This window comes from Amycolatopsis sp. cmx-4-83 (assembly GCF_046548815.1).
Taxonomy (GTDB): Bacteria; Actinomycetota; Actinomycetes; order Mycobacteriales; family Pseudonocardiaceae; genus Amycolatopsis; species Amycolatopsis pretoriensis_A.
In genome coordinates, this window is the sequence record NZ_JAEBEF010000010.1 from 396,078 (window position 1) to 421,672 (window position 25,595).

Consider the following 25,595-nt stretch of genomic DNA (forward strand, 5'->3'; position numbering starts at 1 on the left):
CGCTCCTGGCTCGCCGTGTCGGTGCCGCACGTGCTGCGCAACGGGGTCCCCAGATACGCCGAAACGACGTCCCGGAGGGCGGCCGACCACGCGGTGTCCTGGAGCCACAGCGGCTCGCCGTTGGTCACCACCGCGATCCCGTCGCCGGGGCGCAGCAGCGGGCGGACGGCCGAAAACAGCCGTTCGTGGTCCATCCAGTGCAGGGCCTGGGCGACCGTCACCGCGGCCAGGCGGCCGTGGCCGAAAAACGGCGACAACGCGCTGACGTCGGTGTCCGCGCCGAGCAGCCAGCCGACGTTCGGCGCCGACGTCGCCTGCCGGGCCTGCGCGAGCATCGCCGGCTCCGGGTCCATGCCGAGCACCGCGCCCGTCCGGGCGGCCAGGACCCGGGTGAGCCGGCCGGTGCCGCAGCCGAGGTCGAGGACGACGTCGTCGCGGGTCAGCGTGAACGCCGCGGCCGGCTCGTCCGCCGCTTCGGGCGGGTAGCCGCGGCGGAACCGCTGGTAGAACTCGCTCACTTCGCCGCCGAACGCCGGTGTCGTCATTTTTCGACCATGCCCCCGGCGCTGGGCGGACGGGGCCCGTTCCGCTCGAGGCGGACTCAGAACACCGGCAGCAGGAGGCCGTGCTCGGACTCCGGACGAGGACCGAAGATGCGGCGGTCCGCCGCCGCGATCGGGACGTCGTTGATGCTCGCCTCGCGCCGTCGCATCAGGCCCTCGTCGCTGAACTCCCACAGCTCGTTGCCGTAGCTGCGGAACCACCGGCCCTCGGCGTTCCGCGATTCGTACTGGAACCGGACGCCGATGCGATTGCCGCGGAAGCCCCACAGCTCCTTGCGCAGCGCGTACTCCAGCTCGCGCTCCCACTTCGCGGTCAGGAACTCGACGATCCGGGCGCGCCCGACGACGTGCTGGTCGCGATTTCGCCAGACCGAGTCCTCGGTGTAGGCGAGCGAGACCTTCTCCGGGTCGCGGGTGTTCCACGCGTCTTCGGCGGCCTGGACCTTCTGCCGGGCGGTGTATTCGTCGAAGGGCGGGAACGGGGGTCGCGAGGTCATGGCAGCTCCTTCCGGACGCGGAGAACGTGCGTTCTCCACTACGTCCGCTACCCTAGAGAACGCTCATTCTCCACGCCAGGGGCAGGTGCCATGAATTCCACGGAAGCGACCGACCGGCTGCTCGAAGCCGCCGAAGACCTCTTCTACGCGCACGGCGTGCAAGCGGTCGGGATGGACGCCGTCCGCGAGCGCTCCGGCGTCTCGCTCAAGCGGCTCTACCAGTGCTTCCCGGCGAAGAACGACCTGGTCGAGGCCTACCTGCGACGCCGGGACGAGCGCTGGCGGAAGTCGTTGCGCGAATTCGTCCACGCCCGCGGCGACGATCCCCTCGCCGTCTTCGGCTGGCTCGCGAACTGGTTCGCCGAACCCGGCTTCCGCGGCTGCGCGTTCATCAACTCCTTCGGCGAGTTCGGCGAACCGGCGCCGGGCATCGCCGCCGCGATCCGCCTGCACAAGGACGAAGTCCGCGCGTACCTGCGTGGTCTCGTTTCCGGCCAGAAGCTCGCCGACCAGCTGTTCGCGCTGGTCGAGGGCGCGACCGTGCTCGCCGCGATCACCGGTGACCCGGGCGAGGCGAACACGGCCCGCGAAGCCGCGAAGGTGCTGCTGGCCGCTCAGGGGTAGAGCGTCAGCCCCGGGTCGAGCGCGATCTCCGTCAGCTGGGCGATGCTCAGCGGCGGCGACGGCATGTCGGGCGCACCACCCCGCTTGGCGTCGCCGGCGACGTTCTCCGCCTCGAGGATGATGCCGGTGCCGTCGGGCTTGGTGACGTTCGATTCGTTCACCGTCGGCCCGCCGCCGCGCAGGGTGAACGTGATCTCGACGATCGTTTCGCCGTGCGGCCCGATCCGCCGTTGGCACGAGCCCTCGGTGCGCTCGGGCGGCGGACCGCACTGGGTGGTGGGCGTCGCGTTGCCGCCCAGCCGGGTGACGATCGCCAGCAGGTTGCCCTTGCGATTCCCCTTCGCCGTCGTGGCCGTCGAAGTGAAGTAGTCCTCGCCGCCGCTGCAGGTGCTTTCGTGGGGCACCGGCGCCGAAAACACGTGGTAGAAGGCCAGCGGCCCGTGCTCGACCCCCTTCGGGAAGTCGCTGCCGTCGTGGGTGCTGAGCGTGGTGCCCGCGGCCAGCCGCTGTTGGGCGGCGGCGGTCAGCACGGCCGTGAGCCGGCTCGACGCAGCCGCCGACGTCTCCGGGATCGGCGCGCCGGTCTGCGGCGGGTACGGCAGCACCGCGCAGGGATCTTCCGACGGCGGCTTGCTCGCCGCCGGCGGTACGAGCACCGGCGCGGGATCCCCGGGCACGAACGCCACCGCCACCCCGGCCGCGATCGCCGTCACCCCCGCCCCCGCGGCGGTCCACGGGTTCACCACGCGGCGCACCCGCGCCCGGCGGCGTTCGCGGTCCAGCACCGCCTCGACGTCCACTGTGGACGGTGGCACGACGCCGATCGCCGCGTCGAACTGGTCCTTGCTCATGGCGCCTCCTTCAGCTCTGGCTCGCGGCGACGAGCGCGCGCAGCGAGTCGAGCCCGCGCGCGGTCTGGCTCTTCACGGTTCCGGGTGAACAGTCGAGGACCTCGGCGGTCTCCTCGACGGAAAGGTCGCAGTAGTACCGCAGCACGACCGCGGCCCGGCGCCGCGGCGGCAGCGCGTCGAGCAGTTCCAGCAGGCCGAGCCGCTCGACGACGTCGTCGGTCGGCAGCACCGCCGGCTCCGGCAGCGTGTCCGCCGGTTCCTCGCGCCGCCACGGCCTGGCCTTCTCGTCCAGCCACGTCCGCACGAGGATGCGGCGAACGTACGCGTCGAGGTGCTCGACGTGGCGGGCCCGCGGCCAGTGCCGGTACAGCTTGCCGATCGTGATCGACACCAGGTCGTCGGCGAGGTGCCAGTCCCGGCACAGCAGGTAGGCCGTGCGGCGCATGACCTCCATCCGCGCCGTCACGTAGTCGCGGTACCCCGCTTCTTCGGACCGTTTCACCGATTCCTCCTCGTCGCCCCCACACCCGGTGGAACGGGGTGCGCGGCCTCCCGGGTTGCTCCGGGATCGAAATCCGGGCAACCCGCGGGCGCGCCGGGGCCGTTCCACGAGCCGAGGACCCCGACAGTGAGGAACGATCCCATGAGGAAACCGATCATCGCGCTCGTCGCGGTGGCACTGGGCGCGGGCGTGCTGACCGCACCCGCCGCGGCAGCCGCCCCGACCGGCGGTCCACCCGTTGCGCCGACGAAGATCACGCTGGTCACCGGCGACCAGGTGCTGGCCGGAGGCGCGGACGTCCGCGTGCTGCCGGCCCGCCGCGACCGGCCGGTGCCGTTCCGCCAGTACGTCCGCCACGGCGACCAGTACGTCCTGCCCGGCGACGCCGCCGAGCTGGTGCGCGCCGGACGGCTCGACGAGCAGCTGTTCAACGTCACCGGCCTGCTGCGCCAGGGCTACGACGACGCGCACACCCCGCACGTGCCGCTGCTGGTCCGCCAGGCGGGGCCGGCGCTGGCCGGCGTCGCCGCCCACGCTTCCGCACTCGGCTACACCGCGCTCGACGAGCCGAAGTCCGGCGCCGCGGCGTTCTGGAACCGGCTCGCCACCGAACCCGCCACGCTCGCCGCGGGCGGCGCGAAGGTGTGGCTGAACGCGAAGGTGCGCGCGAGCCTCGACCAGAGCGTGCCGCAGATCGGCGCGCCCGCGGCGTGGCAGGCGGGCCTGACCGGCCGCGGCGTGCCGGTCGCGGTGCTCGACACCGGCATCGCCGCCGCGCACCCGGACCTGGCCGGCCGGGTCGCGCTGGGCAAGGACTTCACCGGCAAAGGCAGCTTCGAGGACGGCCAAGGGCACGGCACGCACGTCGCGTCGACGATCGCCGGCTCCGGCGCGGCTTCCGGCGGGAAGTACAAGGGCGTGGCGCCCGACGCGTCGCTGGCCGTCGGCAAGGTCCTCGACGACTCCGGCGACGGCACGCTCGCCACGGTCCTGGCCGGCATGCAGTGGGCGGTGACCGAAGCGCACGCCCGCGTCGTGAACATGAGCCTCGGTGGCGACCCGTCCGACGGGACCGATCCGGTGTCCGAAGCCGTGAACACCCTGACCCGGCAGTACGGCACGCTCTTCGTCGTCGCCGCGGGCAACTTCGGCGCGGACGAAGCCGTGGCGAGCCCGGCCGCGGCCGACACGGCGCTCGCCGTCGCCAGTGTGTCCAAAAAGGACATCTTCAGCCCGTTCTCCAGCCGGGGCCCGCGGGTCGGTGACGGCGCCGCGAAGCCGGACGTCGCGGCGCCCGGTGAGTCGATCACCGCGGCCTGGCCCGGTGGCGGCTACCAGGAGCTGAGCGGGACATCGATGGCGACGCCGCACGTCGCGGGCTCGGCCGCGGTCCTCGCCCAGCAGCACCCCGACTGGCGCGCGGACCGGCTCAAAGCGGCCCTCACCAGCACCGCGGCCCCGGTCGACGCCGGGCCGGCCGCGGTCGGCACCGGCCGCGTCGACGTCGCCCGCGCGACGGCCACCGCGGTGACCGCCACCGGCAGCGCGTCAGCCTACCTCCCGTGGCCGAACCACGGGACGACCAAAAAAGCCACCGTCACCTGGTACAACTCCAGCGCCACGCCGGTCACGCTGACGCTCGCGGCGTCCGTCGAAGGCGTGGGCTTTCCGCCGAGTGTCACCGTTCCCGCCGGTGGCGGCACCCCTGTCGAGCTGACCTTCACCGCGCAGGACGGCCACCCGGGCACCCGATCCGGCATTCTGACGGCCAGCGGCGACGGCGTCACCACGCGGACCGCGTTGTCGATGCGGCAAGAAGACGAGTTCTACGACCTGACCATCGGCCTCGTCGACCGCGACGGCCGGCCGTGGGCGCCGACGGGCTACCCGCCGTTGTCGATCCTCGACCTGGACACGGGCGCGCTCACCAACGGCGAGCCGGGCACCTTCCGGCTGCCGCGCGGCCGCTACGTCGTCAACGGCGTCATCGAGACGCCCCGGCCGGGGCAGGAACCTTCGTACAGCTTCATCAGCCAGCCCGAACTGGTCCTGGACCACGCCGTCACGCAGACCCTGGACGCGCGGGACGGCAAGCCGGTGTCACTGGAACCGGACAACCCGGCCGCGCGCGGGGGCACGCAGAGCGTCGAACGGCTGAGCCGGATCACGAGCTGCTCGTGCGTGTTCGCCGACGGCTTCGACCTCGACCCGCGGTTCCAGGAGGCGTTCGCCGCGACCGTCCCGGGTACGTCGTCGGCGACCTTCGCCTTCAGCCAGGAACGCCGCGCCACCGAGCCGGACCTGGAACTGACCGCGGACGACGGGCAGCCGTTCGCCGTCCGCGGCAGCTGGCTGAATTCGGCCGCCCTGGCCGGGACCAGCACGCTCCCGGTGGTGTCCGGCGGCGCGGGCACACCCGGGGACCTGGCCGGGATCGACGCGCGCGGCAAGCTCGTGGTCGTCCGGCTGCCGCCCGGCATCCGGATCGACGAGGCGTACCAGCGGCTGGTGAACGTCGAGAACGCCGGCGCGAAGCTCGGCTTGGTCACGCTCGACGGCGGCGCGGCCGGGACCACGATTCTCGGCGGCGGGCTGCCCACGCTGCACCTGCCGGTCGTCTGGGGCGGGCAGAACGTCACCGCGCAGCGGTTCGCGGAGCTGGCGAAGACCGGCCACGCCTCGGCGACGGTCGTCAGCCGTCCGTTCCCGCGCTTCCGCTACGAACTGGGCGACGGCGTCGAGGGGCAGGTGACGGCTCCGCGCGTGCAGCGGCCGAAGACCCGCGACCTCGCCGAAGTGCGCACCGCCTACCACGACAACGACCCCGGCGAGGTCCGGTACGTCGCCGGGCGCGAGTTCTTCGGCCGCATGGTCGGCTACGGCTACACCCAACCCGTTGCCGCGCAACAGGAACGCGTCGAGTACTACTCCCCCGGCAAGTGGGATTCGCTGTGGACGGGCGGCTTCCGCGGTGAGCTGGGCGAACAGCTCGACCTGGCCGCGGGACGCAAGTACCGGCTGAGCTGGAACGAAGCGGCCGCCGGGCCGTCGCTGCGCGGGCTGACCGTGACGCACCCGGGTGAGCAGCCACGGCCGTGGGCGTGGCGCAAGGACGGCGTTTTCGACGTGTGGCTGCCACTGTTCGGCGACGCCGCCGGCCGCCCGCGCAAGCCCGAATCCGTGGCCGGCGACACGGGTTCGGTGACCCTCGCGAAGGACGGCGTCGCGATTCCGGTGGAGCCGTCGGGAGAACCGACACTGGCGCGGATCCCGGTGCCGGACACCGGCGGCGCGTACCGGCTCACCGCCGAGGCGCACCGGCACACCGACTGGTGGCCACTGTGGACGGACGTCTCCGCGGAGTGGGGGTTCCGTTCCTCGGCCGCCGCGGACGGTCAGGCGCTGCCCCTGCTGACGGCCCGGTTCGCACCGGCGGTCGACCTGCGCAACAGCGCGCCGGCCGACCTTGTCGTCACGTTCCCGGCCTTCGTCGAGCGGCAGGCGGTGGCAGCGGGACGAAACTGGCCGTCGAGACGTCCACCGACGACGGACGCAGCTGGCAGCCCGCTCCGGCCGTCAAGACCGGCGACCACTGGACGGTCGTGGTCCGGAACCCGGCGAGCGGGTTCGTCTCGCTGCGGGCGAGCGCGGCCGACGACCGCGGGAACACCGTGCGGCAGACGGTGGTCCGGGCGTACGCGGTGGGCTGAAAATGAACTGGTCCGGCGACGGGGAGCCACCGTCGCCGGACCAGTTCGACCACACCATCCCAACAGTGTGGAATCCACCCGCCCCTCGTCAGGTAGGGGCGGGCGGGGCCCCTGCTACCGGGCGTCCGTGAGGTACCGCGCGTAGGCACCCGTGGTGAGGAAGCTCGGCAGCTTCTCGCCCAGCGCGGTTTCGGTGAAGATCTCGTACGCGTCGGCGAGTCGGTTGCCCGCACCCAGCTCGGCGCGCACCGACGCGAGTTCGTCGTCCAGGAATTCGACCGCCAGCTCGCGGGTCAGCGCGGTGCCGTCCTCGAGCTTCGTGCCGTTGCGGATCCACTGCCAGACCTGGCAGCGCGCGATCTCCGCGGTGGCCGCGTCCTCCATCAGGTTGTGGATCGCGGCGGCGCCGGTGCCGCGCAGCCACGCGTCGACGTACCGCAGCGCCACGTTGATGTTCGCGCGCACGCCCGCTTCGGTGACCTCGCCGCCGGCGCTGGCCACGTCGAGCAGGTCCTCGGCGGTGACGTGGACGTCCTCGCGCAGCTTGCCGAGCTGGTTCGGCCAGCCGCCGAGCACGGCGTCGAAGACCTCGCGGCAGATCGGGACCAGGCCGGGGTGCGCGACCCACGAGCCGTCGAACCCGTCGCCCGCCTCGCGTTCCTTGTCGGCGCGGACCTTCTCGGCGGCGGTCGCGTTGACCTCCGGGTCCTTGCTCGGGATGAACGCGGCCATGCCGCCGATGGCGTGCGCGCCGCGCTTGTGGCAGGTGCGCACCAGCAGCTCCGTGTAGGCCCGCATGAACGGCACGGTCATGGTGACCTGCGCGCGGTCCGGCAGCACGAAGTCGGCGCCGTGCGCGGCGAAGTTCTTGATCATGCTGAAGATGTAGTCCCAGCGGCCGGCGTTCAGGCCCGCCGCGTGCTCGCGCAGCTCGTAGAGGATCTCGTCCATCTCGAACGCGGCGGTGATCGTCTCGATCAGCACGGTGGCGCGGATGGTGCCGCGCGGGACGCCCAGCTCGCGCTGCGCCATCAGGAAGACGTCGTTCCACAGCCGCGCTTCGAGGTGGTTCTCCAGCTTCGGCAGGTAGAAGTACGGGCCGGCGCCGCGGGCGAGCAGCTGGCGCGCGTTGTGGAAGAAGTAAAGGCCGAAGTCGACCAGGCTCGCCGAAACCGGGCGGCCGTCGATGCGGATGTGCTTCTCCACCAGGTGCCAGCCGCGGGGCCGCGCGACGATCGTCGCCGGGTCGTCGCCGATGGTGTAGTGCTTGCCGGCCTCGGTGGTGAAGTCGATGTTGCGGCGGATCGCGTCGAAGAGGTTGAGCTGACCGTCGATGACGTTGTGCCACGTCGGCGACGTCGCGTCCTCGAAGTCCGCGAGCCACACCTTCGCCCCGGAGTTCAGCGCGTTGACCGTCATCTTGCGGTCGGTCGGCCCGGTGATCTCGACGCGGCGGTCCTCCAGGCCCGGCGCCGTCGGGGCGACCTGCCACGACTCGTCCTCGCGGATCCCGCGGGTCTCCGGCAGGAAGCCGAGCGGCTTCTCGCCGGACTGCAGTTCCTCGCGCCGCACGCGGCGGGCGTCGAGCAGCTCGCGCCGGCGACCGGCGAACGTGTTGTCCAGCTTGGCCAGGAAGTCGAGTGCCGCCGGGGTCAGGATCTCCGCGAACCGGCCCTCGACCGGCCCGGTGACCTCGATGCGGTAGTTCAGCCGATCAACCATGGGGTGCCTCCACGAGCTGTGCAGGGAAGGGAAGAAGGGGAGGGACGCGGCCTGACGGCGGAGGGGGGTGCCGTCGTCAGGCCGCGACCGGGATCAGTGGAACTGCGCTTCTTCGGTCGAGCCCTTGAGCGCGGTGGTCGAGCTCTCCGGGTTCAGCGCCGTCGCGACGTTGTCGAAGTAGCCGGTGCCGACCTCGCGCTGGTGCTTGGTGGCGGTGTAGCCGCGGCTCTCCGAAGCGAACTCGCGCTCCTGCAGGTCGACGTAGGCGGTCATGCCCTCGCGGGCGTAGCCGTGCGCCAGGTCGAACATCGAGTAGTTCAGCGCGTGGAAGCCGGCCAGCGTGATGAACTGGAACTTGTAGCCCATGTGGCCGAGCTCGCGCTGGAACTTCGCGATCGTCGCGTCGTCCAGGTGCTTCTTCCAGTTGAACGACGGCGAGCAGTTGTAGGCCAGCATCTGGTCCGGGAACTTCGCCTTGATGGCCTCGGCGTACTTGCGCGCCACCTCGAGGTCCGGCTCCGAGGTCTCCATCCAGAGCAGGTCGGCGTACTGGGCGTAGGCCAGGCCGCGCTCGATGCAGGGGTCGATGCCGTTGGTGACCTCGTAGAAGCCCTCGGCGGTGCGGCCGCCGGTGAGGAACTGCTGGTCGCGCTCGTCGACGTCGCTGGTCAGCAGCGTCGCGGCCTGCGCGTCGGTGCGGGCGACGATCAGCGACGGCACGTTCAGGACGTCCGCGGCGAGGCGGGCGGCGTTCAGCGTGCGCTCGTGCTGCTTGGTCGGGATGAGGACCTTGCCGCCGAGGTGGCCGCACTTCTTCTCGGACGCGAGCTGGTCTTCCCAGTGCACACCCGCGGCGCCGGCCGCGATCATGCCCTTCATCAGCTCGAACGCGTTGAGCGGGCCACCGAAGCCGGCCTCGGCGTCGGCGACAATGGGGGCGTACCAGTCGATGTCGGTGTTGCCCTCGGCCCAGTTGATCTGGTCGGCGCGGCCCAGCGCGTTGTTGATGCGGCGGACCACGGCCGGCACGGAGTTGGCCGGGTAGAGGCTCTGGTCGGGGTAGGTCTGGCCGGAGAGGTTGGCGTCGGCCGCGACCTGCCAGCCGGACAGGTAGATGGCCTGCAGGCCCGCGCGGACCTGCTGGACGGCCTGGTTGCCGGTCAGGGCGCCGAGCGCGTGGACGTAGTCCTCGGTGTGCAGCAGGTCCCACAGCTTCTCCGCGCCGCGGCGCGCCAGGGTGTGCTCCTCGACCACGCTGCCGCGCAGCTTGACGACGTCCTCAGCCGAGTAGGAGCGCTGCACGCCCGCCCAGCGGGGGTCGTTCGCCCACTGCGCCGCCAGCTCCGCGGCCGCCTGCTTGGCCTGTTCCGTCATCGGTACTCCCGGTGTTGCGAAGTTTGCGATTGCTCGCCTTGCCTGGAACGACCCTCGCACGCCAGGGAAAACGCGGTCCAGTTGGCCAAGTTGCCAATTTGTGCGAAGGGTACGTACGCTCTTTGCAAAGGTTGCGAATCGCCCGGTTCGCAACTGATCGAAAATCCGCGTTCTTGACCGTTCACGTAACCGTTCAGGGCCGGAAACCTTCCGGGAAGGAGGGCTCGAATGGAGAAGACTTTCGCCGGCGCGCGGTTGCGGCACCTCCGCGAAAGCCGCTCGATGAGCCAGGCGGACCTCGCTCGTGTGCTGGAGATCTCACCGAGCTACCTCAACCAGATCGAGCACAACTCGCGGCCGCTGACCGTCCCCGTGCTGCTGCGGATCACGCAGGCGTTCGGCGTCGACACCGAGTTCTTCGCCAACAACGACACGTCCCGGCTGGTCGCCGACGTCAAGGAAGCGCTGCTCGACGAGGTGCTCGGCGTCGACGTCACCACCGGCGAGCTCAACGACCTGGCCACGAACCTGCCGGCGATCGCGCAGGCGCTGGTCAAGCTGCACCGCAGCTACCGCAACGCCGTCGAGAGCACCGCCGCGCTGACCACGGAAAACGGCCTGGGCCTGCACGGCAGCGCCGCCGCGCCGCTGCCGCACGAGGAGGTCCGCGACTTCTTCTACGAGCGCGAAAACTACGTCGCCGAGCTGGACGACCGCGCGGAGAAGATGGCCGCGGAGATCCCGCTGCAGCGCGGCCAGGTGCTGGGCGCGCTGAAGGAACGGCTTTGGCAGCGCTACGGCGTCGAGGTGACCAGCGACGGCATCGACGAATCCGCCGGTCAGCAGCACCGCTACGAGCCGGTGACGCGGGTGCTGCGGCTGGCGCCGAGCCTGCGCGTCGGGCAGCAGGCGTTTCGCATGGCTTCGCAGATCGCGCTGCTCGAGTACGACGACCTGATCACCGAGCTGGCCGACTCGTGGGCGTTCTCCGGCCCGGCCGCCCGCTCGCTCGCGCGCGTCGGCCTGGCGAACTACTTCGCGGGGGCGCTGATCCTCCCTTATGGACCGTTCCTGGCGACGGCGGAACGGTTCCGCTACGACATCGAGCGGCTGTGCGACCACTTCGGCGTCGGCTTCGAGACCGTGTGCCACCGGCTGTCCACCCTGCAACGGCCGAAGCAGCGTGGTGTGCCGTTCTCGTTCGTGCGGGTGGACCGGGCCGGGAACATGTCGAAGCGGCAGTCCGCGGCCGGGTTCCACTTCTCCCGCGTCGGCGGCGCGTGCCCGCTGTGGAACATCTACGAGGCGTTCACCCAGCCGGGCAAGATCCTCACGCAGATCGCGACGTTGCCCGACGGCAAGAGCTACTTCTGGATCGCGCGCACGATCTCGCGCAACATCGGCGGCTACGGCAGCCCCGGCAAGACGTTCACCGTGGGCCTGGGCTGCGAACTGCGGCACGCGGGCCGGCTCGTCTACTCGACCGGCCTGGACCTGGACGAACCCGCCGCGGCGACGCCGATCGGGATGGGCTGCAAAGTCTGCGAACGCCCGGCGTGCTCGCAGCGCGCGTTCCCGACGATCGGCAAGCAGCTGACCGTCGACGAGAACACCAGCACGTTCGTCCCCTACCCGGCGGTGCCGAAGGGCTGATCCCCGCTCAGCCGGTCGGCTTGCCGCGCATCTCCAGGGCGATCTGCGACGCGTCGAGGTTGACCAGCGCGTTCGCGAGGACGTCGGCGTCGAACGTGCCGTTGTCGCGGGCGTCGAGCAGAGCGGTGCGCTGCTTGTCCAGGACGGTCAGCTGGTAGCGCATCGCGGCGTCGAAGTCCGCTTGGACCGGATCGCCTTCGCGTTCCGACGGCTTCGGGATCTCGTCCACGCTCGAACGCAGCAGCTCGAAGATCTGGGTTCGCTCGGCTTCCGCCTGCTTCGCGGCCTGCTCCGGATCGGTTTTCGGGGAGAGCCGGCGCAGCAACGGGCCGATCGTGCTGCCCTGCAGCAGCAGCGACAGGATCGCCACGGTGAACGCGATGAGCACGAGCTCAGAGCGCTGCGGGGTGTCTTCGGGCAGGGTCTGCGCCGCGGCCACCGTCACCGCGCCGCGCATGCCCGCCCACACGACGACGACGCCCTCGCGCCAGCCGAGCGGCTCGCGCAGGAAGTAGTCGATGGTGGCCAGCCCCCGGGTGACCCTGGCCGAAAAGCGGTCGAGGTCCCGCTCCGACACCTTGCGCCCGCGCGAGTTGGCCGCTTCGAACGCCCGCTGCTTGCCTTCGGGCGTACCCATCCGCTCCGACATGTCCCGCAGCCGGGCCTGCATGCGCTCGCCGTGGCGGACGCGCGCGATGAGGTACCTGAGCAGCGGGGCGACGTAGAGGGCACGCACCAGCACCGTCACCGCGAGCGCGACGGCCGCGATGACCACGGCCGTCCCGACTCCGCCGTGGTCGTGCTGGACGTTCGACACGATGGCCTTGATCTGCAGGCCCATCGTCAGGAAGACCGCGCCCTCGAGGACGAGCTCGACCGTCCGCCAGTTCTGCGCGTCGGAGAGGCGGTTGCGCGGCGACAGCTCCCGCGGCGCGCGGATGCCCGTCACGAGCCCCGCGACCACGGCCGCCACCAGTCCGGACGCCCCGAGCAGCGTGGCGGGCACGGAGGCGACGAACGGCACCGCGAACGAGATGACCGTGTTGACGGTCGAGTCGGTCACCCGGCGGCGGATCAGCAGGTTGAGCCGTCCCACGGCCCAGCCGAGGACGGCCGCGACGGCGACCGAGTAGGCGAAGGTGCCGAGCGCGCCCCAGAAGGAGAAGGACGCGGCCGTCGCGACGATCGCCGTCCGCAGCACGACCAGCGCGGTCGCGTCGTTGAGGAGGCTCTCGCCGTCGAGCAGCGCCACGACGCGCTGGGACGGCGAGGTCTGCTTCACGATCGCCGTCGCGACGGCGTCGGTAGGGCTGATGATCGCGCCGAGCGCGACGCCCCACGCGAACCCGAGCCCGGGCAGGACCAGCGCGAAGAACAGGCCGAGCACCAGCGAGCTGCCCACGACGAGCAGCACCGAAAGCCCGCTGATCGCGCCGAACTCGCGCCGGAAGTTCATCGCGGGCATCGACACCGCGGCCGAGTAGAGCAGCGGTGGCAGGACGCCTTCGAGGATCCACTCGGGCTCGATGTGCGCCGAAGCGAACATCGGCAGCAGGCTCGCGGCGACGCCGAGCACGACCAGCACGAGCGGGGCGGCGACCCCCAGGCGCGGGCCGACGACGGTGGCCGCGGCGATCACGAGGAAGCCGGTCACGAGCACGACGAGCAGTTCCGTCACGCCACAACCCTCGCAGATCGCCGCCCACCGTCCACTCGGGACCGGCCGGTCAGCCGAGCACGTGCGGGGTCCACGCCTTTTCGTCGGGACCCAGCAGGGTGATCCGGCTCAGGAGCTCCTGCGCCGTCACGCCCGCGGCCTTCTCCTTGTCGATCCCGACGCACGCCTCCAGCCCGTTCTTCTTCACGCACCGGGGCACGCCGAGGCCGTCCTTGCCGGTGGACCCCGGCGGGGCGACGTTGATCGTCACCAGCGCCCCGTTCGCGGAGTACTGCAGCACCAGCTTCCAGGGGACGCCGTCCTGGTCCGGCCGCCGCGACGTGTAGGCGTCGGACAGGTGGAACGACGGCGGCAGGCTCGTGATGCGCAGCGGCAGCGGCACTCCCCGGTTCGCGAACGTCGCTCCTTCGGCGACCCGCAGCAGCGCTTGCTGCAGGTCGGGCCGCGCGAGGTAGTAGGTGTGCAGCTGGGCCCAGCGGCCGTCGGCGGTCGGCCAGCGCAGGTAGCTGTCGCCGTGGTTGAGCGGGTCGGTCGCGTCGGCCGTCACCCAGTGGCCGTCGCGGTCGCCCACGCGCTGCGGGACCTTCTTCGGCTCGCCGCTCAGATCGCGCGGCGGGGCCGGTTCCCGGTCCGAGACCGTGAGCCACAGCATCGGGGGCAGCTCACCGCGGCCGATGGCCAGCGCGGTGTCGCCGTGTCCGCCGGCGGCGTACTCGACGCCCGTGACCTCCTCCGGGAGCCAGCCGAAACTCGCCTTCGCCACCAGCGGGTTGTCGGTGGGCGCGGGCGCGACGGGCTGAGGCTGGGGCTGGACAGCGGGCGGCGCGGGAGCGGGCTGGGGCCGCAACACCGACACCGCCGTCAGCCCGCCGGCCGTCACCACGGCGGCGCAGCCCACGACCAGCGCGGTGGTCCGCAGGCGACGACGACGTCCCCCCTCCCGGCGCGCGCCGTCGATGTCGAGCCGGAGCGGCGGGGCGGGCACGTCGGCGAGTTCCTTCAGCTTGGTGGCCAGCTCGTGGTCGGTCATGCCCGTCCCTCCCGGATCGGTGTGCCCAGCAGCTCGCGAAGCGTTTCCACGGCCTTCGACGTCTGGCTCTTGACGGTTCCTTCGGAGCAGCCCAGCGCTTGCGCGGTCTCCGAGACCGGCAGGTCGCTGAAGTAGCGGAGGACGACGGTCGCGCGCTGCCGGGCGGGCAGCCGGGCGAGTGCGGCCCGCAGGTCGAGCGCCGCGTCGACGTCCTCGCCGGGCTCGGACCGCTCGTGCTCGGTGCCGCGCAGGTCCACCCGCCGCCACCACGACGTCCGCTGTTCGGCGAGGAACGTGTTGACCAGCGTGCGGCGCGCGTAACCGTCGAGGTTGTCCGCACGGGACGCCCGTGCCCAGTTCGCGTAGAGCCGCGTGATCGCCGACTGGACCAGGTCGTCGGCCCGGTGCCAGTCGCCGCAGAGCAGGTACGCGACCTTGCGCAGCCAGCCCGCGCGAGCGGTCACGTACTCGGTGAAGTCGTCCACCGGCGTCCCCCATCCTGTTCGTCACCCCTTTGATGCGCCCGGGAGCCCGGCAGGTTGCCCGGGACGCGCGAGTCGTAGATTCAGCGGGGTGCACGACATCGACACGGTGACCGCGGCGACCATCGAGAAGGCCGCCGAGCGGCTGGCCGGGGTGGTGACCCGGACGCCGCTGGAACCGAGCGCGCGGCTGTCGTCCCGGGTGGACGCCCAGGTCTGGGTGAAGCGCGAGGACCTGCAGACCGTCCGGTCGTACAAGATCCGCGGCGCCTACAACTTCATCGTCCAGCTCGACGAAGCGACCCGCGCCCTCGGGGTCGTCTGCGCGAGCGCCGGCAACCACGCCCAGGGCGTCGCGTACGCGTGCCGCCGGCTCGGCGCGAACGGCCGCGTCTACGTCCCGGGCACGACGCCGCGGCAGAAGCGCGAACGCATCGCGACGCTCGGCGGCGCGCACATCGAGGTCATCGTCGTCGGCGAAACCTATGAGGACGCCTTCGCCGCGGCCAACGAGGACGCCCAGCGCACGGGCGCGACGCTGGTCCCGGCGTTCGACGACGTCCGCACGGTCGCCGGCCAGGGCACGGTCGCGTCCGAGGTGATCGAGCAGCTCGGCTTCGTCCCCGACGTCGTGGTCGTCCCGGTCGGCGGCGGCGGGCTGCTCGCCGGCGTCGGCAGCTGGCTGCGCGAACGGCATCCGGACGTCCGGGTCGTCGGCGTCGAACCGGCGGGCGCGGCGTGCATGGCGGCGGCGCTGGCGGCCGGTCACCCGGTGCGGCTGCCGGAGCTCGACTCGTTCGTCGACGGCGCCGCGGTGCGCGAAGCCGGCGCGGTCACCTACCCGCTGATCCGCGACAGCGGCGCCGAGCTGACCGCGGTCCCCGAGGGCGCCATCTGCACCGAGATGCTCGCGATGTACCAGTCCGACGGCATCATCGCCGAGCCCGCGGGCGCGCTGGCCGCCGCTTCGCTCGGCTCGGTCGTCCAGGTGGAACCGGGGCAGACCGTCGTCGTCGTGGTCTCCGGCGGCAACAACGACGTCAGCCGCTACGGCGAGATCCTCGAACGCTCGCTGATGCACGAAGGGCTGAAGCACTACTTCCTGGTCGGCTTCCCGCAGGAGCCGGGCGCGCTGCGGCGGTTCCTCGAGCAGGTCCTCGGGCCGGAAGACGACATCACGCGCTTCGAGTACGTCAAGCGCACCAACCGCGAGCTGGGCCCGGCGCTGGTCGGCGTCGAGATCGCCCGGCCGTCCGACCTGCCCGGACTGCTGGTGCGGATGGCCGCGAGCCCGCTTCAGGTGGAGCGGATCGAGCCGGGCAGCCCCCTGTTCCACTTCCTGCTGTGAGGGTTGTGGTCCACTAGGCGGATGGTGAAGGTCGACGGGATCCGCAGTGTCGAGGCGTTGCGCGAAAAGGTCCACGAGGGTGCGGAGCCCGAATACCTGCTGTTCTACGGGCACGCGCCCTCGACGTCCGGGCGGGTGACCGCGAGCTGCCTGAGCCAGTGGTGGCTCGACCCGTTCGAGGACGACGGCGTCGTCTACCCGACCGCCGAGCACTACATGATGGCCGGCAAGGCCGAGCTGTTCGGCGACCACGAGAAGGCGGCGCTGATCCGCTCGGCGCCCGACCCGAAGACGGCGAAGGTGCTCGGCCGCGAGGTCGCCGACTTCGACTCCGCGGTCTGGGAGCGCCATCGGTTCGACATCGCCGTCGACGGCAACCTGGCCAAGTTCCGGCAACACCGCGACCTGCGGCGCTTCCTGCTCGGCACCGGCGACGCGGTCATCGTCGAGGCGTCGAAGAAGGACCTCGTGTGGGGTTCGGGGCTGGCCCGCGAGGAGAAGAACGCGACCAAGCCGGACTACTGGCGCGGGCTGAACCTGCTCGGCTTCGCGCTGATGGAGGTCCGCGAGCAGCTGCGCGCCCGCATCTGAGTCACGGGGCCGGGATCGGCGCGCCGGGGCACGACTCCGACGTCGTCTTGCCCGTGTCGAAAAAAGTGACAGCGGCGGTTGCGCAGGTCAGCGAGCTCAGGGAGCCGTGGGCGTCGTCTTCGACGGTCATGAGCGCACCGCCGACCCGCTGCTTCATCGCGAGCGCCCAGCCGATCGGCGTGACGGGCTCGTAGGCGTGGCCGACGAGCTGCAGCGGGCTCCGGCCGGCGGCGAGCGCCCACGGCCGCGCGGGCAGGGGCCAGCCGACGCAGAGCTGTTCGTAGAAGCCGTAGCCGCCCGCGACCGGCAGCCGCTTCATCCGCTCGAGCCGGTGCTGCCAGACGGTCTCGAAGTCCCGCGGGCTCGGCGACTCGTTGCAGAGCAGCGCGGTCTGCTGGAAGTGGTTGAACGCGTGTGGTTCGCCGTCCCAGCCGAGCTGCCCGGGCTGTTTCGCACTTTCGGGTGAAGTCGCGCCGCCGTCGCGGATCTGGGCGAGCTGCCGCGCCAGCCCCGCCCATTCGCGGCGCGGGTTGGCGAGCATGCCGTTGACGGTCGCGCCGTTCACGTCCCCACGCGGGTGCGCGGTGAGTTCGGCCCGGAGGTCGAGCAGCGCTTTCGCGACGGCCGGCTCCGTGGTCCCGAATCGGTAAACGGCGTCGTACCTGGCGATCCACGAGGCGAAGTCGTGAAAGGTGTTCTCGCCCGCGGTCGCCTGACCGTCGTCCATGGCGGTGACGTTCAGGTCGGGCGCCATGACGGAGTCGAGCAGCATCTTGTCGACGTGCGCGTCGAAGAGCGTCCGGTACTGCGCGCCGAGCGCGGTGCCCCACGAGACGCCGTAGTAGCCGATCTTGTCGTCGCCCAGCGCGACGCGGATACGGTCGAGGTCCCGGGCGATGGTGGGCGTGGTCAGGTTCCGGACGAACTCCGGGTGGGCGGCGACGCAACGCCAGTTGGCCCGGGCCGCCCGCTCCGCGGCTTCGCGGGCCTTCGCCTTGTCGGGAACGCCCGGGTCCGGCTCCTGGACGTCGACGGAACACGGCACGTCGGCGCTGTAGCCGACCCCGCGGGGATCGAACCCGACGAGATCGTGGTGCACGCCGATGCCCCCGGCGCGGCTGTCGGCGATGCTGCGCGGCATGTCGAGCCCGGACTGCCCGGGGCCCCCGGGGTTCAGCAGCACGGCCCCGGTCCGCACCCCGGTCGCCCGGATCCGGCTGACGGCGATGTCGATTTCCGGACCACCGGGATCGGCGTAGTCGAGCGGAACCGGCACGAGCGCGCACTCGGTCCGGTGGTCCTCGGGATCCCAGCCCTTCGCGACGGCGGCACAGGGCTGCCAGGAGACCCCCTCGGCGGCGGCGACCGCGGGCACGACGGGAAGCAACGCCACGGCGGCGAGCAGCGGGACGGCGAACCGGGTGATCGACATGGGGCTCAGGCTGCCGGGCGGGGGTCGGTGGCGAGATCGGCCGATCAGCCGATGCTGCCCGCCGAACGGCCGGGATGAGAGCGGTGGTCAGTTTGTGACCAGGGCTCGCGCGGGCAGCGTCGTGGGCGAATCTCGACCAAGCCGGGGTACAGCAGGGCGTGGGCGATTCCTGACCATCGTCCAGCGCGAAGCGGAGCCGCCGCCGGATCCCTCCGGCGGGCAGCCGGGCCGTGGGCGGAATTCGACCAAGCCGCGTGGCACCGAAGCCGTGGTCGATTTGTGGCGACGGCCGACAGCTCAGCCGAGGCCGACGAACATCGTGCGGTGGAGGCCGCCCACGTGCTTCCTCGTCACTCGGGCCGCCGCGTTCGGGTCGCCCGCCGAAAGGGCCTTCACCAGGCTCGCGTGCTCGCGGTTCGACTCGCGCAGCTTCTCCATCGGGTACGGCAGGTAAAAGCGGTACAGCTCCGCCAGCACCGTCTCGTACTGAACGACCGCCGCGGCCGGGCCGGGGGCGGCCACCGTTCGGTGGAACTCCGCGTCCAGCTCGTGGAACTCCGCCCAGTCCGGCACCGTGTCCATCCGGGCGACCAACGCACGGAGGCGCACCAGGTCCGGCGGGCGTTTCGCCGCGAATTGGACCAGCCCCGACTCCAGCACCAGGCGGTGGTCGATCAGCTCCCGGACCTCGCCCGCCGACTCGCGGTAGGCGCCGACCTCGCTCACCCGGGACGCCGGTGGGTGCTCGGCGACCAGCGTTCCGCCGGCTCGGCCGCGGCGGCGTTCGATCAGGCCGTCCTCGGCCAGGGACTCCAGGGCCCGGCGAACAGTGATCTCCGCGACGCCGAGCGCTCGCGCGATTTCGCCGTTCGGCGGCAGCCGCTCCCCAGGCTTCAGCAAGCCGAGCTCCACCGCGAGGGCGATGCGGGCGCGGACCGTATCCAGTGCAGACAGCCGCCGGATTCCGGTCAGCGCGGGGGCGCTCAGGTCTGCCGTCGCCATGAAACGACCGTACCGCACAAACTGCTCATCTTGAGCACTCTTGTTTAACTGTTCAAAATGGACTATTTTTCGTCCATGCCGCGACCACTGCCGATCGCCCTGGTGCAAGCGCCGCCCCGACCGGCCGGGGGCGCCGGGTTCGCCGGTGAGGTCGAGGACGTCCTTCGCCGTTTTCCGGACACGTGCCTGGCCGCCTTCCCCGAGCTGCACCTCTGCGGCGTCGGCGGCGAGGGCGACGACCGCACGGCCCAGCTGCGGGCCGCCGCCGAGCCGCTGCGGGGACGACGAACCCAAGAGCTCGCCGAACTGGCCGGTGACCTGGGGATCTGGCTCGCGCCCGGCACCGTTTGCGAAAAAGGTGACCACGGCGAGCTCTTCAACACCGCCCTCGTCTTCTCCCCGCGAGGCGAGCTGGCCGGCTGGTACCGCAAGGTCTTCCCGTGGCGGCCGTACGAGCCGTACGACCCCGGTGACCGGTTCGTCGTCGCCGACCTGGCCGACGCCGGGCGCGTCGGGTTCTCCATCTGCTACGACGCCTGGTTCCCCGAAGTGACCCGGCACCTCGCCTGGATGGGCGCCGAGGTCGTGCTCAACCCGGTGCAGACGACGACCCGGGACCGCGCCCAAGAGCTCGTGCTAGCCCGGGCGAACGCCATCGTCAACCAGGTCTTCGTCGCCAGCGTGAACACGGCCGGGCCGATCGGGATGGGCGAGAGCCTGCTCGTCGGGCCTGAAGGGGACGTCCTCGCCGCGTTGCCGGGAAACGACCACGGCGTCCTCGCCCACACGATCGACCTCGACGAGGTGGCGCGCGTTCGCCGGGAAGGCACCGCGGGCACCAACCGCGTGTGGGCGCAGTTCACGCCGGACGACGCGCCCCTGGACCTGCCGCTCTACCAGGGCCGGATCGAGCCGGACCGCTGGCGCCCACGAGAAGGAGACGACCGATGACCTCCACGGCCGCGGCCCCCGCCGCGCTGCAGCGCCGGCTCGGGCTGCCCGGTGTCGTCCTGTTCGGGCTCGCCTACATGGCACCGCTGATCGTGCTCGGCACCTTCGGGATCGTCGCGACGACGACCGAGGGCACCGTCCCCTCCGCGTACCTGCTGGCGCTGGTCGCCATGCTGTTCACGGCCGCGAGCTACGGGAAGATGGCCGCCACGCACCCGGTCGCCGGGTCCGCCTACACCTACGTCCGGAAATCGGTCGACGCGCGCGCCGGCTTCCTCGTCGGGTGGGCGGTGCTGCTCGACTACTTCTTCCTGCCGATGGTGATCTGGCTGATCGGCGGCGCCTACCTCTCCGCCGAGTTCCCGTCGGTGCCGAATTGGCTCTGGTTGATCACATTTATCGCGTTGACGACGATCCTCAACGTCCTGGGCATCCAGATCGCGGAGAAAGCCAACTTCGTCCTGATGGCCTTCCAGCTGCTGGTGATCGGGTTCTTCGTCGTTCTTTCGGTCAAACAGGTCCTGCACGTCGGCGGCTCGCTCGCGAGCACGCAGCCGTTCTTCCACCCCGGCGCCACGCTGGGCACGATCTCCGGCGGCGCCGCGCTCGCGACGTACTCGTTCCTCGGGTTCGACGCCGTGACGACGTTGACCGAAGAGACCACCGAGCCGCGCAAGACGATTCCGCGGGCCATCCTGCTGACCGCGCTGATCGGCGGCGGCATCTTCATCGTGCTGGCCTACTTCACCCAGCTCGCGCACCCGGGCAGCACGTTCACCGACGAGTCGTCCGCCGCGTTCGAAATCGCGACGACCATCGGCGGCAACCTGTTCGCGTCGTTCTTCCTCGCCGGGCTCGTCGTGGCCCAGTTCGCCTCCGGCATCGCCGCGCAGGCGAGCGCGTCGCGGCTGATGTTCGCCATGGGGCGGGACGGCGTCCTGCCGCGGGTCTTCGGGAAGCTGCAGCCGCGGTTCGCGACGCCGGTGTTCGGGATCGTCCTCACCGGACTGGTCGGGCTGGTCGCGCTGTCGCTGGACGTCAGCACGTCGACGTCGTTCATCAACTTCGGCGCGTTCACCGCGTTCACGTTCGTCAACGTCAGCGTGCTGGCGACGTGGCTGCGCGACCGCGCCGGGAAACGCGTGCTGACCTGGGTGGTCTTCCCGGTGATCGGCGCCGTGGTCGATTTGTGGCTACTGGTCAACCTCGACGGCATCGCGCTGGTCTTCGGCCTGGTCTGGCTGGCGATCGGCATCGTCGTCCTGGCCGCGATCACCCGCGGCTTCCGGCGGCCGCCGCCGGAGATGACGTTCGAGGAGTGACTCAGCCGCCCGGGCAGTCGTTGCCGCCGCCGCTGCGCTCGACGCAGTGGCGCGGTCCCGGCGGTGGCGGCGGGGCGTGCCGTACGTCGTCGGCCCAGGCGAGCACCGCGACCGCTGCCGCCACGGTCAGGCAGATGCCGAAGAACCACGTCCAGCCGCGGCGGCGCGTGGTCGCGGAAACGACCACGCCCACGAGCGGCAGCCCGGCGCCGAGCACCGCCGCCCACGTCAGGTAGCCGCCGGCGCCGTGGCCCGCCTCGCCGAACACCGGGATGCTCGCCAGGAAGCCCAGCAGCACCAGGAACGGGACGACGAGCAGCAGCCCCACGGCACACAACGCCAGCACGACCGTGGCCCACGCGGTCCGGATCTCTCCCACCGGAACAGTCTGTCCGGAAAAGCGACGAACCCGCTTGAGTAGATCTACTGCTCGAGGGTCTTCTGCAGGGCCTTGTTCGCCTTCCGCGCCATGTCGGCGACGGCCTCACGACGAGCCGCGTCGGCCGCGTAATCCTCTTCGCGGTTACGCACCACGCGGGCGGGCGCGCCGACCGCGATCGAGTAGTCCGGGATGTCGCCGCGGACGACCGCGTGCGCGCCCAAGACGCTGCCGCGGCCGATGCGGGTGCCCTTCAGGACGCTGACCTTCGTGCCGAGCCACGTGTCCGGGCCGATGCGCACCGGCGACTTCACGATGCCCTGGTCCTTGATCGGGACGTGGATGTCCGAAATGACGTGGTCGAAGTCACAGATGTACACCCAGTCGGCGACCAGCGTGGCCGCGCCGAGCTCGATGTCGAGGTAGCAGTTGATGACGTTCTGGCGGCCGAACACGGACTTGTCGCCGATCCGCAGCGAACCCTCGTGGCAGCGGATGGCGTTGCCGTCGCCGACGTGGACCCAGCGGCCGATCTCCAGGCGCCCGTAGCCGGGGCGGCAGTGGATCTCGACGTTCTTCCCGAGGAACAGCATCCCGCGCAGGATGATGTGCGGGTTGGCGACCCGGAACTTGAGCAGCCGGTAGTACCGGACGAGGTACCAAGGCGTGTACGCGCGGTTGCGCAGCACCCAGCGCAGCGAGTCGGCGGTCAGGAACTTCGCCTGCCGCGGGTCCTGCCGGGCGCGGCGCCAGGCCCGCACCCGCGACAGCGCGGGTGCACCCCACATCGACGTCATGCCCGTGACCGTAACCTGTGTACGGGACGGGTTCACAGGCAAGGGGAGCGTGGATGGGCACGAAGCTGATCATCGACACCGACCCGGGCGTCGACGACGCGCTGGCGATCGCGCTGGCGGCGCTGTCACCGGACGTCGACCTGCTGGGCGTGACGTCGGTGTTCGGCAACGTTCCCCTCGACCGCACGACGTCGAACGCGCGCCGGCTGCTGGAGCTGTTCGGCCGCGCGGACGTGCCCGTGGCCGCCGGGTCGGCGCGCCCGCTCGTGTACTCCAAGCCGCGCGACGCGAAGGAAGTCCACGGCGGCGACGGCCTGTCGGGCCACTCCTACACGCTGCCCGAGGCGAGCCGTCCGCTCGAAGAGCGCGACGCCGTCAGCCTGATGCTCGACCTGCTCGAAGCCGCCGGCGAGCCGGTGACCATCGCCCCGATCGGGCCGCTGACGAACATCGCCGCGCTGCTCGCGGCCCACCCGGGCGCGGCGGCGAAGATCGCGCGGCTGGTGATCATGGGCGGCGGGGTGACGTTCGGCAACAGCACGACCGCCGCCGAGTTCAACATCTGGAGCGACCCGGAATCGGCGCGGCGGGTGCTCGTCGAGGAGGACGTGCCGGTGGTGCTGGTCCCGCTCGACCTGACCCACCGCTGCGCCGTCGACGCCGAATGGCTGGCGAAGCTCGCGGCGTCGGGCCCGGTCGGCGCCACCCTCGAAGGTCTCACCTCGACCTACCGGCAGCACTACACGCGCGTGTTCGGCGAGGATCGGATGGTCATGCACGACGCCGTCGCGGTCGCCGAGGCGATCTCGCCGGGGATCCTGCGCACCGAGACCTACCGCGTCGACGTCGACTGCGGGCTCGGCCCGGCGCGCGGACAGACCCTCGTCGACCGGCGACGGCTCGGCGAAGACGATCCGCAGTTCTCCCCCGGCCGCCCGATCGAGGTCGCGGTGGACACCGACCTCGATGGCCTGCGCGGCTTCGTCCTCGACCGGCTGACCGGGGCCGCGCGGTGAGCGACGAGCCCGAGATCGTGCCCGAGGAGACGCCCGAGCCCCGTCGCCGGAAGACCGCGGTCGTGGTGGCCGCGGTGGTCGTGGTCGCCGCCGCGCTGGTGGTCGGCGTGCAGTTCGCGCCGAAGCAGCAGGAGACGACGAACGCGGCCGCGACGGTCACGCCCCCGCCGTCTGTCGCGAAAACGACCACGCCGCCGCGGACGTCCGCGCCGCCGAAGGTGCCGGAGGCGAGCGAGTTCGACGCGTGGGCGTCCAAGACCAGCCAGTGGCTCGACATCCCGCTGCGCGCGATGGTCGGCTACGCGAAGGCGACGACGAAGCTCGCCAAGGACGTCCCCGGCTGCCACCTGTCCTGGGTGACGCTGGCCGCGGTCGGAAAAGTGACCACGGACCACGGCCGGGCGCAGGGCGGGCAGTTCGGCACCACCGGCGTGCTGGACAAGGCGCTCGGCACCATCGAGGTGCGCGACTTCTACAACAAGGTCGTCTCGACGGCGAACGCCGCCGGGCCGCTGCAGCTGGCGCCGTCGATCTGGGGCAAGTACCAGGCGAGCTACGCGGCCGGGAAGCCCGATGTCCAGAACATCGACGACGCGGCGTTGACCACCGGGCGCGCGCTCTGCGCCGACGGCCACGACCTGTCCCAGGGCCAGGTGTGGTGGGACTCGGTCAGCACGCTGCAGGCGGCGCCGCTGTTCCTGCACCGCACGCTGGCCACGGTCAACGTCTACGGCACGGTCGGCCAGGGCGCGTCGGCGCCGAACGCGGCGGTGCTGAGCGCGGTGAACTTCGCCATCGACAAGATCGGCCTCCCCTACATCTGGGGCGGCAACGGCACCGGCGGCAACGACCCGGGCTTCGACTGCTCGGGCCTGACGACGGCGGCGTACGCGAGCGCGGGGGTCAAGCTGATGCGCACGGCCGACACGCAGTTCCGCAGCGTGCCGCACGTGACCGACCCGCAGCTGGGCGACCTGATCTTCTACGGCGAGCCGGCGACGAAGATCCACCACGTCGGGCTCTACATCGGCAACCAGCAGATGATCGACGCCCCGCAGACGGGCCAGGCGGTCCAGGTCCACTCGTACCGCAAGGACGGCGACGACTACGCGGGAGCCGGCCGCCCGACGGCCTGACGGGTGGTGGCGATGCAGTCGTTCCGGACTCCCGAGGGCGTCACGCTCGGGGTCGAGCACTTCGGCGACGCGGCGGCGCCCCTCGTGCTGCTCGCGGGCGGCACGACGATGTTGTCCTGGCCCGACGCGCTGTGCGAGGCGCTCGCTCGGGGTGGACGCCATGTCGTCCGCTACGACCTGCGTGACTCGGGCGGGTCGACCACCGTCGATCCCGAGGCGCCGGACTACACGCTGCGTGACCTGGCCGCGGACGCCGCCGCGCTCGCCCGGGGGCTCGACGATCGGCCTGCGCACCTGGCGGGCTTCGGCGTCGGCGGGATGGTCGCCCAGGTCGCCGCGCTCGACCACCCGGAGGCGTTCTCGGCGCTGACTCTCGCCGGGACGCGGCCGGTCGCGCCGGGACCGGTCGACGACGATCTTCCCGACCACGACGGGCCGACGATGAAGCGGCGGTTCGCGCTTCCGATGCCCGACTGGTCCGACCGTGCGGCGGTGGCGGAGTTCGCCGCCGCCGGGGCAGCGGTGCTCGGCGACGACCCCGGTGTCGCGCGGGCGACCGCCGAGCGGATCTTCGACCGGACGCCGGGGACGGCGGCTGCCGTCCAGGCGGCCAACCAGCTGGGCATGGTGTTCTCCCGGCTGGACTGCACGCCGCGCTGGCGGGAACGGTTGCCGGGGCTCGCGGTGCCGACGCTCGTGGTGCACGGACGGCACAACCGGTTCTTCCCGGTCGGCAACGGCGAGGCGCTCGCGCGCGAGATTCCCGACGCGCGGTTGCTGGTGCTCGAGGAGGCCGCGATCGCGATCCCGGACGCGGCTGCCGGCGAGGTGGCCGCGGCGATGCTCGCGCGCTGAGCGCCGGGCACGGTCAGCCCAGGCGGCCACGATGCTCAGCCCCGCCGACAACGGGATTCGGTGGGGTAGCCAAGCATGGA

At 71.6% G+C, this 25,595-nt stretch carries 22 protein-coding genes and 1 pseudogene; 10 read left to right on the plus strand and 13 right to left on the minus strand.

What is annotated here, in order from left to right; all coding sequences use genetic code 11:
- Positions 1-203 precede the first annotated feature (203 nt).
- Together ACLJQM_RS31365 and ACLJQM_RS31370 are read right to left on the minus strand one after the other, a co-directional pair.
- Positions 204-545 (minus strand): annotated as a pseudogene (locus tag ACLJQM_RS31365) (class I SAM-dependent methyltransferase); the annotation flags it as partial.
- Between the two features lie 56 nt (positions 546-601).
- Entirely contained in the window at positions 602-1,060 is a 459-nt protein-coding gene (locus tag ACLJQM_RS31370) for a nuclear transport factor 2 family protein (RefSeq protein WP_410633954.1), read from the minus strand.
- A 90-nt stretch (positions 1,061-1,150) separates the two neighbouring features.
- On the opposite strand from ACLJQM_RS31370, the gene ACLJQM_RS31375 reads away from it, so the two are divergent.
- On the plus strand, positions 1,151-1,684 hold the full coding sequence (locus tag ACLJQM_RS31375) for a TetR/AcrR family transcriptional regulator (RefSeq protein WP_410633956.1): 534 nt from the start codon (positions 1,151-1,153) through the stop codon (positions 1,682-1,684).
- On the opposite strand, the gene ACLJQM_RS31380 is transcribed toward ACLJQM_RS31375, so the two are convergent.
- Together ACLJQM_RS31380 and ACLJQM_RS31385 are read right to left on the minus strand one after the other, a co-directional pair.
- A complete protein-coding gene (locus tag ACLJQM_RS31380) occupies positions 1,675-2,535 on the minus strand; it encodes a hypothetical protein (RefSeq protein WP_410633957.1) in 861 nt (286 codons plus the stop codon). The two genes, ACLJQM_RS31375 and ACLJQM_RS31380, sit on opposite strands and share 10 nt — an antisense overlap.
- Positions 2,536-2,545: 10 nt before the next feature.
- Positions 2,546-3,037 carry a SigE family RNA polymerase sigma factor gene (locus ACLJQM_RS31385; protein WP_410633958.1) on the minus strand — a complete coding sequence of 164 codons (492 nt, stop codon included), beginning with the start codon at positions 3,035-3,037 and terminating at the stop codon, positions 2,546-2,548.
- A gap of 141 nt (positions 3,038-3,178) precedes the next feature.
- On the opposite strand from ACLJQM_RS31385, the gene ACLJQM_RS31390 reads away from it, so the two are divergent.
- Positions 3,179-6,892, plus strand: a complete 3,714-nt coding sequence (locus ACLJQM_RS31390; RefSeq protein WP_410633960.1) for a S8 family serine peptidase — start codon at positions 3,179-3,181, stop codon at positions 6,890-6,892.
- Here the strand turns inward: ACLJQM_RS31390 and aceB are convergent.
- Both aceB and aceA read right to left on the minus strand, forming a co-directional pair.
- Entirely contained in the window at positions 6,862-8,469 is a 1,608-nt protein-coding gene (gene aceB, locus ACLJQM_RS31395; RefSeq protein WP_410633961.1) for a malate synthase A, read from the minus strand. The two genes, ACLJQM_RS31390 and aceB, sit on opposite strands and share 31 nt — an antisense overlap.
- Positions 8,470-8,562: 93 nt before the next feature.
- Positions 8,563-9,843: an isocitrate lyase gene (gene aceA / locus ACLJQM_RS31400; RefSeq protein ID WP_247013608.1), complete on the minus strand. Its 1,281-nt coding sequence runs from the start codon at positions 9,841-9,843 to the stop codon at positions 8,563-8,565.
- 228 nt (positions 9,844-10,071) lie between these two features.
- Here aceA and ACLJQM_RS31405 point away from each other — a divergent pair, with 228 nt between their 5' ends.
- Positions 10,072-11,496, plus strand: a complete 1,425-nt coding sequence (locus tag ACLJQM_RS31405; protein ID WP_360774538.1) for a short-chain fatty acyl-CoA regulator family protein — start codon at positions 10,072-10,074, stop codon at positions 11,494-11,496.
- Positions 11,497-11,503: 7 nt separating this feature from the next.
- Here ACLJQM_RS31405 and ACLJQM_RS31410 read toward each other — a convergent pair whose 3' ends face one another.
- Genes ACLJQM_RS31410 through ACLJQM_RS31420 form a run of 3 tightly spaced genes read right to left on the minus strand, consistent with a single transcriptional unit; the run spans position 11,504 to position 14,689 of the window.
- Positions 11,504-13,174, minus strand: coding sequence for a cation:proton antiporter (locus ACLJQM_RS31410; protein WP_410633962.1), 1,671 nt, complete (start codon positions 13,172-13,174; stop codon positions 11,504-11,506).
- A 49-nt stretch (positions 13,175-13,223) separates the two neighbouring features.
- Complete coding sequence (locus tag ACLJQM_RS31415) at positions 13,224-14,204, minus strand: hypothetical protein (protein ID WP_360774543.1); 981 nt, start codon at positions 14,202-14,204, stop codon at positions 13,224-13,226.
- Positions 14,201-14,689, minus strand: a complete 489-nt coding sequence (locus ACLJQM_RS31420; protein WP_410633964.1) for a SigE family RNA polymerase sigma factor — start codon at positions 14,687-14,689, stop codon at positions 14,201-14,203. Before ACLJQM_RS31420 ends, ACLJQM_RS31415 begins: the two co-directional genes overlap by 4 nt.
- Before the next feature lie 88 nt (positions 14,690-14,777).
- Between ACLJQM_RS31420 and ilvA the strand changes: the two genes are divergently transcribed.
- On the plus strand, positions 14,778-16,034 hold the full coding sequence (gene ilvA / locus ACLJQM_RS31425) for a threonine ammonia-lyase IlvA (protein ID WP_410633965.1): 1,257 nt from the start codon (positions 14,778-14,780) through the stop codon (positions 16,032-16,034).
- 21 nt (positions 16,035-16,055) lie between these two features.
- Positions 16,056-16,625, plus strand: coding sequence for an NADAR family protein (locus ACLJQM_RS31430; RefSeq protein ID WP_360774552.1), 570 nt, complete (start codon positions 16,056-16,058; stop codon positions 16,623-16,625).
- Position 16,626: 1 nt separating this feature from the next.
- Here the strand turns inward: ACLJQM_RS31430 and ACLJQM_RS31435 are convergent, their stop codons facing one another.
- Together ACLJQM_RS31435 and ACLJQM_RS31440 are read right to left on the minus strand one after the other, a co-directional pair.
- Positions 16,627-18,057 (minus strand): alpha/beta fold hydrolase, encoded by a 1,431-nt coding sequence (locus ACLJQM_RS31435; protein ID WP_410633967.1) that lies wholly within the window; start codon positions 18,055-18,057, stop codon positions 16,627-16,629.
- 297 nt (positions 18,058-18,354) lie between these two features.
- Positions 18,355-19,059 carry a FadR/GntR family transcriptional regulator gene (locus tag ACLJQM_RS31440; protein WP_247013622.1) on the minus strand — a complete coding sequence of 235 codons (705 nt, stop codon included), beginning with the start codon at positions 19,057-19,059 and terminating at the stop codon, positions 18,355-18,357.
- Between the two features lie 75 nt (positions 19,060-19,134).
- Between ACLJQM_RS31440 and ACLJQM_RS31445 the strand changes: the two genes are divergently transcribed.
- A complete protein-coding gene (locus ACLJQM_RS31445; protein ID WP_410633968.1) occupies positions 19,135-20,010 on the plus strand; it encodes a carbon-nitrogen hydrolase family protein in 876 nt (291 codons plus the stop codon).
- Positions 20,007-21,332, plus strand: a complete 1,326-nt coding sequence (locus tag ACLJQM_RS31450; RefSeq protein WP_360774564.1) for an APC family permease — start codon at positions 20,007-20,009, stop codon at positions 21,330-21,332. The genes ACLJQM_RS31445 and ACLJQM_RS31450 overlap by 4 nt, the downstream gene beginning before the upstream one ends.
- 1 nt (position 21,333) lies before the next feature.
- Here ACLJQM_RS31450 and ACLJQM_RS31455 read toward each other — a convergent pair whose 3' ends face one another.
- Positions 21,334-21,711, minus strand: a complete 378-nt coding sequence (locus ACLJQM_RS31455; RefSeq protein ID WP_247013629.1) for a hypothetical protein — start codon at positions 21,709-21,711, stop codon at positions 21,334-21,336.
- 44 nt (positions 21,712-21,755) lie between these two features.
- On the minus strand, positions 21,756-22,508 hold the full coding sequence (locus ACLJQM_RS31460) for an acyltransferase (RefSeq protein WP_410633971.1): 753 nt from the start codon (positions 22,506-22,508) through the stop codon (positions 21,756-21,758).
- A gap of 53 nt (positions 22,509-22,561) precedes the next feature.
- Between ACLJQM_RS31460 and ACLJQM_RS31465 the strand changes: the two genes are divergently transcribed.
- From ACLJQM_RS31465 to ACLJQM_RS31475, 3 genes are read left to right on the plus strand one after another with little or no spacing between them, the layout of a single operon-like run.
- Positions 22,562-23,524 (plus strand): nucleoside hydrolase, encoded by a 963-nt coding sequence (locus ACLJQM_RS31465; RefSeq protein ID WP_360774572.1) that lies wholly within the window; start codon positions 22,562-22,564, stop codon positions 23,522-23,524.
- Positions 23,525-23,541: 17 nt separating this feature from the next.
- The gene (locus ACLJQM_RS31470; protein ID WP_410634073.1) at positions 23,542-24,660 is read left to right on the plus strand and encodes an NlpC/P60 family protein; all 1,119 of its coding nucleotides are present in this window, start codon (positions 23,542-23,544) and stop codon (positions 24,658-24,660) included.
- A gap of 12 nt (positions 24,661-24,672) precedes the next feature.
- On the plus strand, positions 24,673-25,515 hold the full coding sequence (locus ACLJQM_RS31475) for an alpha/beta fold hydrolase (RefSeq protein WP_410633972.1): 843 nt from the start codon (positions 24,673-24,675) through the stop codon (positions 25,513-25,515).
- The last annotated feature ends 80 nt before the right edge of the window (positions 25,516-25,595 follow it).

Coding starts and splice junctions, on each gene's coding strand:
- ACLJQM_RS31440 (WP_247013622.1), bottom strand. CDS start 19,059: ATGGCGACGGCAGACCTGAGCGCCCCCGCGCTGACCGGAATCCGGCGG.
- ACLJQM_RS31390 (WP_410633960.1), top strand. CDS start 3,179: ATGAGGAAACCGATCATCGCGCTCGTCGCGGTGGCACTGGGCGCGGGC.
- ACLJQM_RS31415 (WP_360774543.1), bottom strand. CDS start 14,204: ATGACCGACCACGAGCTGGCCACCAAGCTGAAGGAACTCGCCGACGTG.
- ACLJQM_RS31430 (WP_360774552.1), top strand. CDS start 16,056: ATGGTGAAGGTCGACGGGATCCGCAGTGTCGAGGCGTTGCGCGAAAAG.
- ACLJQM_RS31380 (WP_410633957.1), bottom strand. CDS start 2,535: ATGAGCAAGGACCAGTTCGACGCGGCGATCGGCGTCGTGCCACCGTCC.
- ACLJQM_RS31375 (WP_410633956.1), top strand. CDS start 1,151: ATGAATTCCACGGAAGCGACCGACCGGCTGCTCGAAGCCGCCGAAGAC.
- ACLJQM_RS31370 (WP_410633954.1), bottom strand. CDS start 1,060: ATGACCTCGCGACCCCCGTTCCCGCCCTTCGACGAATACACCGCCCGG.
- ACLJQM_RS31435 (WP_410633967.1), bottom strand. CDS start 18,057: ATGTCGATCACCCGGTTCGCCGTCCCGCTGCTCGCCGCCGTGGCGTTG.
- ACLJQM_RS31460 (WP_410633971.1), bottom strand. CDS start 22,508: ATGACGTCGATGTGGGGTGCACCCGCGCTGTCGCGGGTGCGGGCCTGG.
- aceA (WP_247013608.1), bottom strand. CDS start 9,843: ATGACGGAACAGGCCAAGCAGGCGGCCGCGGAGCTGGCGGCGCAGTGG.
- ACLJQM_RS31465 (WP_360774572.1), top strand. CDS start 22,562: ATGGGCACGAAGCTGATCATCGACACCGACCCGGGCGTCGACGACGCG.
- aceB (WP_410633961.1), bottom strand. CDS start 8,469: ATGGTTGATCGGCTGAACTACCGCATCGAGGTCACCGGGCCGGTCGAG.
- ACLJQM_RS31450 (WP_360774564.1), top strand. CDS start 20,007: ATGACCTCCACGGCCGCGGCCCCCGCCGCGCTGCAGCGCCGGCTCGGG.
- ACLJQM_RS31405 (WP_360774538.1), top strand. CDS start 10,072: ATGGAGAAGACTTTCGCCGGCGCGCGGTTGCGGCACCTCCGCGAAAGC.
- ACLJQM_RS31475 (WP_410633972.1), top strand. CDS start 24,673: ATGCAGTCGTTCCGGACTCCCGAGGGCGTCACGCTCGGGGTCGAGCAC.
- ACLJQM_RS31445 (WP_410633968.1), top strand. CDS start 19,135: ATGCCGCGACCACTGCCGATCGCCCTGGTGCAAGCGCCGCCCCGACCG.